The sequence below is a fragment of the Streptomyces uncialis genome (assembly GCF_036250755.1).
Lineage (GTDB): Bacteria > Actinomycetota > Actinomycetes > Streptomycetales > Streptomycetaceae > Streptomyces > Streptomyces uncialis.
This window is the reverse complement of sequence record NZ_CP109583.1, coordinates 1,034,296-1,046,303: the sequence shown is the minus strand read 5'-3', so window position 1 is coordinate 1,046,303 and position 12,008 is coordinate 1,034,296. Positions and strand designations below refer to the sequence as shown.

Genomic DNA, 12,008 nt, shown 5'->3' with positions numbered 1-12,008 from the left:
GCGGGGCGGGCGCTGACCAGGGCCCCTTCCGGCTGTGTGACGGCCCTGCCCCCGCGCGCCGTGCCGTGCGACTGTCCGTCCGCCCCGGGCACCGATAGACCTGGATTCCCTGGTCCACAGGGACAGCCCCGACCACCGGGCCGCCCGCGTCACGGGCGGCCCCCACCCGAGGAGCCTCGCTTGAGACTGGCCACCGGACCCCGTGCTGTCGCCGCCTTCGCCGTCACCGCTCTGGCCGTGCTGGGCATCGGCGCACCCGGCGCCGCCGCGCTGCCCCAGTCCGTCAAGTCGCTGGACGTGCGGTGGGCGAACGCCCAGCCCGCCACCAGCCCGTTCGGTTACGGCACGCTCACCATCGGCGGGACGTACACCTGTACCGCGCCGGCCGGTACCACCGTGCCGGTCCACTTCACCGGCTTCCAGATCATTCCCCTCGCCCTGCCGTCCGGCTCGGGCACCCTGCCCTGCGGCCCCGCCGTGGTCGACGCGCCCTGGGAGCTCACCAGTTTCCCCAACCCGGAGGTGCACCACGGATACACCTCCCTGCTCGTCACGTTCGACGGGGTGGACCTGCCCGCCGAGGAGTTCACGGCCTGAGCGCACGGGCGCGGCCCCGAACTGCCGCGCTCACCCAGGTATCCGTACGGACCTGCCGCGCTCACCGCGGTATCCGTACCGGTCGCGCGGTGTTCCGCCCAACACCCGCACCGGCTCCGGTGCGTTCAGCCCAGCACCCGTACCGGGCTGCCCGCCAGGAACGCCTCGATGTCCTCGACGGCCTGACCGAAGTACCCCTCGTAGTTCCTCCGGGTCACATAGCCCAGGTGCGGCAGCGCGAGGAGGCGGGGAGCGGTGCGCAGCGGGTCGTCGAGCGGCAGGGGTTCCGTCTCGAAGACATCGGTGCCCGCCCCCGCGATCCAGCCTTCCTCCAAGGCCCGCAGCAGCGCGGCCTGGTCGACGATCGCCGCACGTGAGGTGTTGACCAGATAGGCGCTGTCGCGCATCCGGCGCAGTTCCTTCTCACCGATCAGTCCCCGGGTGCGGTCCCCGAGCACCAGATGAACCGACACGAAGTCGCTGCTCTCCAGCAGCTCCTCCTTGGAGGCGGCGGCGACGGCCCCGCCCTCGGCGGCGCGTTCGGGGGTGAGGTGCGGGCTCCACGCCATCACGTCCATCCCGAACGCGGCGCCGACGCGTGCCACCTTGCGGCCGATCTTGCCCAGCCCCAGCAGTCCGAGGCGGCGCCCGTGGAGATCGGCTCCCAGGGAGTGCTGCCACGGCCCGCCCGAACGGAGCGCGGTGCTCTCGGGCACCACCTGGCGGGCCAGACCGAGGATCAGCGCCCAGGTCAGTTCGGCCGGCGGCTCGGAGTTGCTGACCGTGCCGCACACGGTGACCCCTTGGCGTCCGGCCGCCTCCAGATCGATGGCGGCATTGCGCATCCCCGAGGTGATCAGCAGCCGGAGCCGGGGCAGCCGTGCGAGGAGACCGGCGGGGAACGGGGTCCGCTCACGCATGACGACGACGATCTCGCGGTCCTCAAGGGCGTGCACCAGGTCGTCCTGGGAGACGAGATGGGTGTCCAGGAACTCCGTGTCCACCTGGGGAGCGATCCTCCGCCAGTCTCCCAGGGAGCGGGCGACGCCCTGGTAGTCGTCCAGCACCGCACAGCGCAGCTTCGTCATGGCAAGCCCTCCAGACAAGCCCGGCCCTTCGAGCGGGGCCGATGTGCGCAGACAGTACCCGCCGCCTCCGGCGTGCTTCCTCCCGGTGGCGGTGACCGCCCGTTCAGCCGGACTCCTCGGCCCCGGCGGCGCCGTCGATCAGTCGCAGGATCTCGGCGGCGATGACGTCCGGCCCGGTCACCGGCATCATGTGGTCCGCATGAGGGCCGATGACGTGCCGCCCTCGCGGGTACCGCGCGGCGCGGTGGGCATGGGAGGCGGTGGCGAGTTCACGGACCCGGGTGTTCATGCCCACCGATGTCCTGCCCGCGGAGATGACCGTCACGGGGACGTCCGCGAGGTGCGGAGGGCTCTCGCGCAGGGCGGTCAGGTCCGCGACGACGGAGACCAGTTCCGCCGCGCGCGTGCGCATCGCCCGCACGGTGAAGCCCTCCTCGCGCATATCGGCGGCGGCGTCGGACGGCAGCGCGGCGAGGACCTCGCGATAGGCGTGGGCGAGCAGTCCGACGTGGGCGAGGCCACTGCTGACCAGCTGGCCGATCCTCTCCTGGCGGCGCATGGAGGGTTCGAGGAGCAGATCGCAGGATTCGTCGGTCGGGTCCGCCAGGACGACGCCCGCGATCCGTTCGGGAGCGGCGGCGGCGGTGAGGCGCACCAGCGGCCCGCCCCAGCTGTGGCCGACGAGGAGGAACGGGCCCGGCCCGAGATGGCCGAGGAGGTCGCCCAGGTCCCCGGCCATCCTGCCCAGGGTCCGGGCGCCCGGGTCCCGGGGGCTGCGGCCGAGGCCGCTCCGGTCGTAGACCACCGTCGTCGCCCGCGCGGCCACGGCCGACTGGACCAGCGCCCAGTACGAACGGCTCGCGGCAAGGCCCCCCTCGAACACCACCGTGGGCGCCGTCGCCGCCGCGTCCGGGCCCGCGCGGCGCATATGGAACAGCTTCCTGCCGTCGCGGGTCGTCGCGACAGCCGCGTTCCCCTGGCTGTGCGGGCCGCCGCCCGCCGTCGCGGCCGGACCGCCCGGGCCCCGCCCGGCCGGTGCCGCTCCCCTCGCCGCGCGTTCCCCGCCCCGCCCCAGCCGCTTCCGCATCCCGACCGCCCTCACCGCCGACGCCACTCAAGGACTGGTGAGGGTAGCCTAACCTGATGTGCTCCGGGGGAGTTTCTGTCCCCGCTGGTCTCCGGGAGCGGGACTCCCGCGACCGGCATGAGGTCGCGGCGCCGTCCCGGAGGCCGGACGGACCGGGTCCTTCCGCCGGGCGGACACGGACGGTCGCCGTCCGGGGCGCGCTCGCCGCGGCCACCGGTCGCCCGGCCCCGCGCCCGAACCGTTGGAGTCACGGACCCGGGTCGCCGAACCGGGGTCGCCGCCCCCCGCCCCGCTCCGTCGTACCGGTGCGGCCCACGCCCCGTACCTGCGGTGTTGCCGCGCGTTCCCCCCACCGCCGTCGCGCGATCAAGGGAATAATTGGGTTGTGCATCGATCAAGTGTCGTACACACTCTGGGAACAGACGTTCACTCACACGGAGTGACGCAGTGAAAGGGTTACCGAGTGCGCATTGCCGTCAAAAGCATCCTTGCCGTGTCCGCAGCGGCGTTGTTCACCGCTGTCGCCGTCAGCCCGGCCAGCGCTGACGTGACGTCAGGGGTGGTCTGGTTCAGCAACGGCGCGGGCAAGGCCATCTTCAACGCCGACCCGAGCGGGAACAAGCCCGGGGACGCGATCAGGGCGTGCGACGACGCGGCCGACGGCTGGGGCATCAAGACCTACATGGACATCGGCAGCAACGGCAGCGTCAACCGTACTGTCAGCACCCAGGGTCACAACTCGCCGTACTGCACCGGCTGGGCCACCGGCAACCTCGAAGAGGGCACCTCCGTGACGTGGTGGGGATGCATGGTGAAGGGCACCGAGGTCGGTCACTGCACCACCAAGTACACCAAGAAGGCCTGACCCACCCGCCCCTCGGGGCGAGCGGGACGCGCGGACGGGCCCCTGAAGCCCGTCGGCGCGTAGCACGCGCGGGCCGCACGGCCCTGGCTGCGGGGATTCGCGTATCGCGGATCCCCGCCGCCGCGTTCGTGCCGGGCGGAGCGCGACCGGGCGGGTCCGGTCAGATGCCGACGTAGGCCGCGAGGTGCTCGCCGGTCACGGTGGAGCGGGCGGCGACGAGGTCGGCGGGGGTGCCCTCGAAGACGACGGTGCCGCCGTCGTGGCCGGCGCCGGGGCCCAGGTCGATGATCCAGTCGGCGTGCGCCATGACCGCCTGGTGGTGCTCGACGACGACGACCGACTTGCCGGAGTCGACCAGCCGGTCGAGCAGTCCCAGCAGTTGCTCGACATCGGCGAGATGCAGACCGGTGGTCGGCTCGTCGAGCACGTAGACACCGCCCTTCTCCGCCATCCGGGTGGCGAGCTTGAGCCGCTGCCGCTCGCCGCCGGACAGTGTGGTGAGCGGCTGGCCGAGACCGAGATAGCCGAGGCCGACGTCCGCCAGCCGCCCCAGGATCGCCTGTGTGGCCGGGATGCGCGCCTCACCCGTGCCGAAGAACTCCGCCGCCTGTGTCACCGGCATCGCCAGGACCTCGCTGATGTCCAGGCCACCGAGGTGGTACTCCAGTACGGCAGCCTGGAACCGCTTCCCCTCGCAGTCCTCGCAGGTGCTGGCCACCCCGGCCATCATCGCCAGATCCGTGTAGACGACACCGGCGCCGTTGCAGGTGGGGCAGGCACCCTCGGAGTTGGAGCTGAACAGCCCCGGCTTGACGCCGTTGGCCTTCGCGAACGCCTTGCGGACCGGCTCCAGCAGCCCCGTGTACGTGGCCGGGTTGCTCCGTCTGGAGCCGCGGATCGCGCCCTGGTCGATCGACACCACGCCCTCGCGCCCGGCCCCCGCGCTCCTGACGAGCGACCCGTCCACGAGCGAACTCTTCCCGGAACCGGCGACCCCGGTGACCACACAGAGCACACCGAGCGGGACATCGACATCGACATCGCGCAGGTTGTGCGTCGCCGCACCGCGGATCTCCAGTGCCCCGGTGGGCTTCCGGACCGTCTCCTTGAGGGCGGCCCGGTCGTCGAAATGGCGGCCGGTGAGGGTGCCCGCGGCACGCAGTCCTTCGACGGTGCCCTCGAAGCAGACGGTGCCGCCGCCCGCACCGGCGCCGGGGCCCAGGTCGATGACATGGTCGGCGATCGCGATCGTCTCCGGCTTGTGCTCCACGACGAGGACCGTGTTGCCCTTGTCCCGCAGCCGCAGCAGCAGTTCGTTCATCCGCCGGATGTCATGGGGATGCAGCCCGATGGTCGGCTCGTCGAACACATACGTGGTGTCGGTGAGGGAGGAGCCGAGGTGGCGGATCATCTTGACGCGCTGTGCCTCGCCGCCCGACAGCGTGCCCGACGACCGGTCCAGCGAGAGATAGCCCAGGCCGATCTCCACGAACGAGTCGAGGGTGTGTCCCAGGGCGTCGAGCAGCGGCGCCACCGACGGCTCGTCGAGGTCGCGTACCCATGCGGCGAGATCGCTGATCTGCATGGCGCAGGCGTCGGCGATGCTGATCCCCTTGACCATCGACGACCGGGCCGCCTCGCTGAGCCGGCTGCCGCCGCACTCGGGGCAGGTGGTGAAGGTGACCGCCCGGTCGACGAACTCCCGGATGTGCGGCTGCATCGCCTCCCGGTCCTTGGCGAGGAACGACTTCTGGATCTTGGGGATCAGCCCCTCGAAGGTGATGTTCACCCCCTCGACCTTGACCTTGGTCGGCTCCCGGTGGAGGAAGTCCCGCATCTCCTTGGCGGTGTAGTCGCGGATCGGCTTGTCCGGGTCGAGGAAGCCCGACTCGGCGTAGGTCCGCACCGTCCACCAGCTGTCCGACTTCCAGCCGGGGATGGTGAACGCGCCCTCGGCGATCGACTTGGAGTCGTCGTAGAGCTGGGTGAGGTCGATGTCGGACACCGTGCCGCGGCCCTCGCAGCGCGGACACATACCGCCGGTGCGGGTGAACGTCTGCTTCACGGTTCTGCGGGCACCGCGTTCGATCGTGATCGCACCGCTCGCCCGCACCGAGGGGACGTTGAAGGCGAACGCGCCGGGCGGGCCGATGTGCGGCCGGCCGAGCCGGCTGAAGAGGATGCGCAGCATCGCGTTGGCGTCGGTCGCGGTGCCGACGGTGGAGCGGGGGTCGGCCCCCAGCCGCTGCTGGTCGACGATGATCGCGGTCGTCAGTCCTTCGAGCACATCGACCTCGGGCCGGGCCAGGGTCGGCATGAAACCCTGTACGAAAGCGCTGTAGGTCTCGTTGATCAGCCGCTGCGACTCCGCCGCGATCGTGTCGAACACCAGTGAGCTCTTGCCCGAGCCGGAGACCCCGGTGAACACCGTCAGCCTGCGCTTGGGGATCTCGACGCTGACGTCCTTGAGATTGTTCTCGCGCGCGCCGTGCACCCGGATCAGCTCATGACTGTCGGCGGTGTGCGGCGCGGTCGGCCCCGTACCCGTTCTGCCGGCCTTGCTCATCGTGTCTCCCTCTGTGGGGCGGGACCGTCCGCGCGGTCCCCGGCGTCGTCGCCCGGCTCGGTCCGACCGGCTCGAACAGTACGTCCGGCTCCATTGTCGGGCCCGGCCGCGGCGGCTGCCGTCGTCCGTCCGGCGGCACCGGGGGAGAGCGACACAACCAGGTATGGTTTCGCGCCATGACGGTAAAGCGACAAAGGGCGTCCGCGGTGCGGCTGTGGGGCGCGCCCACCCTGGAGCCCGACGAGTGGACCGCGTACGTCCCGAGCGGTGAACGCCAGGTCGAGGACCCCTGGCTGCTCACCACGGGCACCTTCCGCGCGCCCGAGCCGATGGAGTGGGAGACGGTGTCCCACCCCGAGCCCGAGCTCCTGTGGTCCGGTACGGGCAATGTGACGGTCGAGGCCGCCGGACACGTCTGGCTCGTGCCGCCCGCGCTGGGGATCTGGCTGCCCGCCGGGATGCCGCACCGGGTCAAGGCCAGCGCGGGCACGGTCACGTACGCGACCTTCCTCAATCCCGGGCTGACCACGTCGGTCTCACCCACCGTGACGGGTATCCCGATGAGCCGGCTCCTGCGGGAGATCCTGCTCCACAACCAGCGGGAGGAGATGCCCGACGAGGCGCGGCTGCGGCTCCAGCAGGTCGGGGTGGACCTCGTCCGGCCGGTCCAGGCGGCCTCCCTGGACATCCCGCTGCCGAAGACCCCGGAGCTGCGCTCGGTCGCCGACCGCATCATCGCCGATCCGGCGGACGACCGGACCACGGAGGAATGGGCGAGGGAGCTGGGGCTGAGCGGCCGCACCCTGATGCGCTGGTTCCAGCGGGACACCGGTGTCAGCCTCACCCAGTGGCGCATCCTCGTCCGGGTCCGCCGCGCCCTCATCGACATCGCGGCGGGCACCCCGGTCGTGGCCGTCTCCCGCAGGCTGGGATACGCCAATCCGAGCACCTTCATCGACCTCTTCCGCCAGGTCACCGGGCATACGCCCGCCGCGTACTTCCGGTCGGTGAGCGGGCTGGACGACGCCGCGCCGTTATCCGCGGTGCCCCGCCCCACCGTGTCGTGAAACCGGAACAGAGTGTCCCCATACCCTCATGGGAACTGGGTTACCTTACTTAGGTAAGCCTGCCCTAAGCCCGACGGCGCGGTTCTCCACCGCCGTACGGGGCCCCTGAAGGAGTCCGATGACACGCCGCACCACCCCTGCGTCCCGACCGCGGGGACCCAGGCTTCTCGCCACGGCCGCGGCGAGCGCCGCCGCCGTGCTGATCATGAGCGCCTGCTCGGCGGGCGGAACGGAATCCGGGAAGTCGTCGGGCGCCCAGACCCGCACGGTCACCGACATCGCGGGCGAGGTCGAGGTCCCGGCGAAGCCCGAGCGCATCGTCTCCGTCGACTTCTACTCGCCCGCCGCCCTGGTGGACCTCGGCGTCAAGCCGATCGGGGTCGTCGAGGGGTTCGCGGACGACGACCCGAACCTGCGGCCCCTGCGCTACCACGAAGCACTCAAGAAGACCGCGACCGTCGGCACCTACTACGAGCTCAACGTCGAGGCCGTCGCCAAGCAGGACCCCGACATGATCTTCGCCGAGACCCGCTTCCTCCGGAAGGGCGAACTGGAACGGCTCCAGAGCATCGCCCCCGTCGTCCAGCTCGACGCCTCGGGCATCGGCGCCTGGGAGGACCGGACACTGATGATCGCCGCGGCCGTCGGCAAGGCCGAGGAGGGCAAGCGGCAGCAGGCGGTGTTCAAGAAGCGCGCCGACGAGCTCAAGACCAAGTACGCGGACGTCCTGAAGAAGAACACCATCGCCGTCTTCGCCCACGGCCAGGACCAGTCCACCTGGGGCACCTACCCCGCCGGACACTTCTACGTCCCCGTCTGGGACGCCGTCGGCGCCAAGTTCCGCCCCTTCACCGAGGGCGAGCACAAGGGCGAGCCCGGCACCGTGAGCCAGTGGCTGTCGCTCGAACAGATCGGGAAGCTGTCCAACGCGGACATCCTCGTCCACGGCTACGGCCTCGACGGCTTCGTCACCAAGCTCTCCGGGAACAAGGTGTGGAACAACCTCCCGGCCGTCAAGAACGGTCTCGTCGTCGAGAACACCCCGGCCGCCGTGGTCTCCTCCTTCGCATGGGGCACCGAGAGCCTCGGCCACCTCGACGGCATCCTCGCGAAGCTCGACGCGAAGGCCGGGTCATGAGCGGCGCACCCGGACACGGACCCCGCGAAGCGCAGCGGGAGCGTCCCGGAACATGAGCACCACAGTGGCCGCCGCGGCCGGGCGGCCCGGACCGGACAAGGCCCCGCCGTCCGGACCGACCGGCCGCGGCGGCGGGGACAGGGGGCGGCACCGCCCCGGACTGGTGAGCACCCACGCGGGCCGCGCCCTCGGACTGCTCGTCTGCCTTCTCGTACTCGGCGGCTGCCTGGTACTGAGCCTCGCCTTCGGCGCCAAGTCCATCCCCGTCACGGACGTCTGGCACGCGCTGACCACCTACGACGGGTCCGAGGACGCCTTCATCGTGCGTGACCTGCGGGTCCCGCGCGCCTTCCTCGCGCTGGCCGTCGGCGCGGCACTCGGGGTGTCCGGCGCCCTCATCCAGGCCCTCACCCGCAACCCGCTGGCCGACCCCGGCATCCTCGGCGTCAACGCGGGCGCCGGATTCGCCGTCATCATCGGCGTCGCCTTCCTCGGGCTCTCCTCGACCGGCCAGTACCTCGCCATGTCCTTCGCGGGCGCCGTCGTCACCACGACCCTGGTGTACGTCCTCGGGTCCGCCGGACGGGCCGGTGCGACACCGGTGCAACTGACCCTCGTCGGCGTGGCGCTCAGCGCGGTACTGGCCGGGATCTCCGCGGCCGTCACCCTGCTGAACCCGGAGGTGTACGACGCCATGCGCGGCTGGGCGGCCGGATCGCTCGCCGCCCGCGGCTGGGACGTCTTCCACACCGTGCTGCCCTTCATCGCGGCGGGTCTGGTGCTGGCACTCCTCGCCGCGCGCCCCCTGAACGCCATCGCCCTCGGCGACGACCTCGCCCGGTCGCTGGGCGCGGGCATCGTCCGCACCCGCGTCACCGTCGTCGTCGCCGTGACCCTGCTGGCCGGGGCCGCCACCGCCGCGGCCGGACCCATCGGCTTCGTCGGCCTGATGGTCCCCCATGTCGCCCGCTGGTTCGTCGGACCCGACCAGCGCTGGATCATCCCGTACACCATCGTCTGCGCGCCGATCCTGCTGATCGTCTCCGACACCGTCGGCAGGATCGTCCTCACCCCCCAGGAACTCCAGGTCGGCATCGTGACCGCGTTCATCGGAGCCCCCGTGCTCATCCTCCTCGTACGCCGCAGGAAGGTGAGCGGACTGTGAGCGGCGCACCCGCGGGTCCGCGCACCCGCGTCGACTTCGGCAGAACGATCCTGGTCTCCCGGGGCCCCCGCTGGTCACTGCGCCTCGACGTCCGTACCGCCGTCAGCTGTACGGTCTTCGGGCTGCTCACCGCGGTGGCCGTACTGGTCTCCCTCGCGTACGGCACCTATGACATCCCGCTGGGCGAGGTGCTCCGGACCCTCACGGGCGGCGGTGAGGGCGGCACCAGGAAGATCGTCGTCGAGTGGCGGCTCCCCAGGGTGCTGCTCGCCGTGCTCTTCGGCGCGGCCCTCGCCGTCGCCGGGGCGATCTTCCAGTCGGTCAGCAGGAACCCCCTCGGCTCACCGGACATCATCGGCTTCTCCTCCGGCTCCTACACCGGCGCGCTCGTCGTCATGCTGATCAGCGGCGGCGGCTACTACCAGGTCGCCGCGGGTTCGCTGATCGGCGGGATCGCGACCGCGTTCCTGGTCTTCGTCCTGGCCTACCGCCAGGGGACACGGGCGTTCCAGCTGATCATCGTCGGTATCGCGATCTCCGCCATGCTCGGCGCGTTCAACACCTGGCTGGTGCTGCGGGCGGACATCGAGGAGGCGATGCTGGCCGCGGTCTGGGGCGGTGGCTCCCTCAACAGCCTCGGCTACGACCAGCTCTGGCCCGTCCTCGGCATCCTCGCCGTGCTCGTCCCCCTGACCCTCGCGACCGGTCCGGCCCTGCGGCAGCTCGAACTCGGCGACGACGCGGCGTCGGCGCTCGGTATTCGCGTCAACGCCGTACGGCTCACCGCGGTCGTCCTCGGGGTGGCGCTCACCGCACTGGTGACGGCGTCGGCGGGGCCCATCGCCTTCATCTCCCTCGTGGCACCCCAGATCGCCCGCCGGGTCACCCGCTCCGCCTCGGTCGCCCTGCTGCCGTCCGCGGTGCTCGGGGCGTTCCTGCTCGTCCTCGCCGATCTGATCGGCCAGCGGCTCTTCGCCCCGGTCCAGCTCCCGGTCGGTATCGTCACCGTCTCGATCGGCGGGCTGTACTTCGTCTGGCTGCTGGTGCGCGAGGCCCGCAGGTCCGCCTGACCCGCGCTGTCCGGCCCAGGAGCCCTGGAATGGGCGGTGTGCCCGCGCGTGCCCCCGGGTGCGCGGTCCGACCCGGCGCCGCCAGGGCCTCCGGGCGACCGCGCCCCCGGCAGCGTCCGGCTCAGCCGACGAGTTCCGCCTTGTTCATGGCGCTCACGGAGGAGGCCGGACGGTCGTCGGGGACGACCATCTTCGCGAGCTGCGACGCGGCCCCGACGAGAGCGGCGGAGGCCACCAGGCCGACGAGGGCGAGCGAGAGACGACGGACGGTCATGGGGACCTCCTGGACTGTGCCGCTCCGGCGCGGACGGCCGGCGGCGTCGGACACCGCCCCACCGGCGGCACTCGACAGTAGGACGGACGGCCCGCTCCCACCAGCCCGACGCAAGCCACACATCCGGGTGGTTCGGGCGACCCCGGTCCGGCGGCGAGGAGGGACGGGCACGGGAGACGGCTCCGGGGACGGGCACCGGGGGACGGCGGATCGCGCCCGCCGGACTCAGACGGCCGCGTCGGCGATCAGCCGCAGCGCCAGCGCCCGGAGTTCCGCGTCGGCCTTCTCCGGGCTTCCGGTGTCGTACGGCGGGTCCGGGTCGTACTCCAGCGCCAGTTGCATCGCCTGCGCCACCTTCTCGTCGGACAGCCGCGCGGCGAGATGCAGCGCCATGTCGACACCGGCGGAGACACCGGCCGCCGTGATGATCTTCCCGGCCTCGACGAACCGTCCCGGGGTGTACGTGGCCCCGAACTCCCCCAGATAGGGGCCCGAGGCCCAGTGCGTGGTGGCGGGCAGACCCCGCAGCAGCCCGGCCGCCCCCAGGATCAGCGCACCGGTGCAGACCGAGGTGGTCCAGGTGCTGCGCCGGTGCACCCGGCGTATCCAGTCGAGGGTGCCCGCGTCGGCCATGGTCGTGGTCGTGCCCCGCTCCCCGCCGCCCGGTACCAGCAGCACATCGGCGCGGGGCATCTCGCGCAGCGACCTCTCGGCGGTGACCGAGAGTTCACCGGTGTCGGTGCGCACCGGCCCCGCCCTCCGGGCGACCATGGTCACCCGCACACCGGGCACCCGGCACAGCGTCTCGTACGGGCCGACCGCGTCCAGGGCGGTGAACCCGTCGTACAGCAGCACCGCCACATCCAGCCGCCGCCCGCCCCGCTCCCGGGCGGATGCACCGCTCACCGGCTCGTCGGCCCGTGACGTTCCCCCGACGGCCGCCGCCGTTCCCGCCGTCGCGCCCGCCGCGAACCCCGTGCCCAGGGTGACTGCCGCCGCGCCGCGCAGCACCCCGCGCCGGCTCCGTTCGTGTTCCGTCGTCAACTCCGCCGCACCTCCGTCGTGTGGGCGAACGGTGGACACCGTTCGCC

11 protein-coding genes are annotated in these 12,008 nt (G+C 72.0%); 6 read left to right on the top strand and 5 right to left on the bottom strand.

Annotated elements, in window-relative coordinates; all coding sequences use genetic code 11:
• The first annotated feature begins 180 nt into the window (after nt 1-180).
• On the top strand, nt 181-597 hold the full coding sequence (locus OG711_RS03985; RefSeq protein ID WP_329558402.1) for a hypothetical protein: 417 nt from the start codon (nt 181-183) through the stop codon (nt 595-597).
• 125 nt (nt 598-722) lie between these two features.
• Here OG711_RS03985 and OG711_RS03980 read toward each other — a convergent pair whose 3' ends face one another.
• Together OG711_RS03980 and OG711_RS03975 are read right to left on the bottom strand one after the other, a co-directional pair.
• A complete protein-coding gene (locus tag OG711_RS03980; RefSeq protein WP_073786448.1) occupies nt 723-1,685 on the bottom strand; it encodes a D-2-hydroxyacid dehydrogenase family protein in 963 nt (320 codons plus the stop codon).
• Nucleotides 1,686-1,788: 103 nt separating this feature from the next.
• A complete protein-coding gene (locus tag OG711_RS03975) occupies nt 1,789-2,772 on the bottom strand; it encodes an alpha/beta fold hydrolase (protein WP_405672693.1) in 984 nt (327 codons plus the stop codon).
• Nucleotides 2,773-3,265: 493 nt separating this feature from the next.
• Between OG711_RS03975 and OG711_RS03970 the strand changes: the two genes are divergently transcribed.
• Nucleotides 3,266-3,637 (top strand): hypothetical protein, encoded by a 372-nt coding sequence (locus OG711_RS03970; RefSeq protein WP_143201210.1) that lies wholly within the window; start codon nt 3,266-3,268, stop codon nt 3,635-3,637.
• Between the two features lie 160 nt (nt 3,638-3,797).
• On the opposite strand, the gene OG711_RS03965 is transcribed toward OG711_RS03970, so the two are convergent.
• Nucleotides 3,798-6,203 carry an excinuclease ABC subunit UvrA gene (locus tag OG711_RS03965; protein ID WP_329558401.1) on the bottom strand — a complete coding sequence of 802 codons (2,406 nt, stop codon included), beginning with the start codon at nt 6,201-6,203 and terminating at the stop codon, nt 3,798-3,800.
• Between the two features lie 176 nt (nt 6,204-6,379).
• On the opposite strand from OG711_RS03965, the gene OG711_RS03960 reads away from it, so the two are divergent.
• The 4 genes from OG711_RS03960 to OG711_RS03945 all read left to right on the top strand — a co-directional run bounded on the left by OG711_RS03960 (nt 6,380) and on the right by OG711_RS03945 (nt 10,643).
• Nucleotides 6,380-7,270, top strand: coding sequence for an AraC family transcriptional regulator (locus tag OG711_RS03960; protein WP_329558400.1), 891 nt, complete (start codon nt 6,380-6,382; stop codon nt 7,268-7,270).
• A 118-nt stretch (nt 7,271-7,388) separates the two neighbouring features.
• The gene (locus OG711_RS03955) at nt 7,389-8,408 is read left to right on the top strand and encodes an ABC transporter substrate-binding protein (protein WP_073786440.1); all 1,020 of its coding nucleotides are present in this window, start codon (nt 7,389-7,391) and stop codon (nt 8,406-8,408) included.
• A gap of 52 nt (nt 8,409-8,460) precedes the next feature.
• Complete coding sequence (locus OG711_RS03950; RefSeq protein ID WP_329558399.1) at nt 8,461-9,573, top strand: iron chelate uptake ABC transporter family permease subunit; 1,113 nt, start codon at nt 8,461-8,463, stop codon at nt 9,571-9,573.
• Nucleotides 9,570-10,643 carry a FecCD family ABC transporter permease gene (locus OG711_RS03945; RefSeq protein ID WP_329558398.1) on the top strand — a complete coding sequence of 358 codons (1,074 nt, stop codon included), beginning with the start codon at nt 9,570-9,572 and terminating at the stop codon, nt 10,641-10,643. The genes OG711_RS03950 and OG711_RS03945 overlap by 4 nt, the downstream gene beginning before the upstream one ends.
• 121 nt (nt 10,644-10,764) lie before the next feature.
• Here the strand turns inward: OG711_RS03945 and OG711_RS03940 are convergent, their stop codons facing one another.
• Together OG711_RS03940 and OG711_RS03935 are read right to left on the bottom strand one after the other, a co-directional pair.
• A complete protein-coding gene (locus OG711_RS03940; RefSeq protein WP_178390984.1) occupies nt 10,765-10,917 on the bottom strand; it encodes a hypothetical protein in 153 nt (50 codons plus the stop codon).
• 225 nt (nt 10,918-11,142) lie between these two features.
• Nucleotides 11,143-11,961 carry a DJ-1/PfpI family protein gene (locus tag OG711_RS03935; RefSeq protein WP_329558397.1) on the bottom strand — a complete coding sequence of 273 codons (819 nt, stop codon included), beginning with the start codon at nt 11,959-11,961 and terminating at the stop codon, nt 11,143-11,145.
• Between the last annotated feature and the right edge of the window lie 47 nt (nt 11,962-12,008).

Excerpts from the sequence above, each read along its gene's own strand:
- OG711_RS03980 (WP_073786448.1), bottom strand. The coding sequence starts at position 1,685 with ATGACGAAGCTGCGCTGTGCGGTGCTGGACGACTACCAGGGCGTCGCC.
- OG711_RS03975 (WP_405672693.1), bottom strand. The coding sequence starts at position 2,772 with ATGCGGAAGCGGCTGGGGCGGGGCGGGGAACGCGCGGCGAGGGGAGCG.
- OG711_RS03965 (WP_329558401.1), bottom strand. The coding sequence starts at position 6,203 with ATGAGCAAGGCCGGCAGAACGGGTACGGGGCCGACCGCGCCGCACACC.
- OG711_RS03960 (WP_329558400.1), top strand. The coding sequence starts at position 6,380 with ATGACGGTAAAGCGACAAAGGGCGTCCGCGGTGCGGCTGTGGGGCGCG.
- OG711_RS03955 (WP_073786440.1), top strand. The coding sequence starts at position 7,389 with ATGACACGCCGCACCACCCCTGCGTCCCGACCGCGGGGACCCAGGCTT.
- OG711_RS03950 (WP_329558399.1), top strand. The coding sequence starts at position 8,461 with ATGAGCACCACAGTGGCCGCCGCGGCCGGGCGGCCCGGACCGGACAAG.
- OG711_RS03940 (WP_178390984.1), bottom strand. The coding sequence starts at position 10,917 with ATGACCGTCCGTCGTCTCTCGCTCGCCCTCGTCGGCCTGGTGGCCTCC.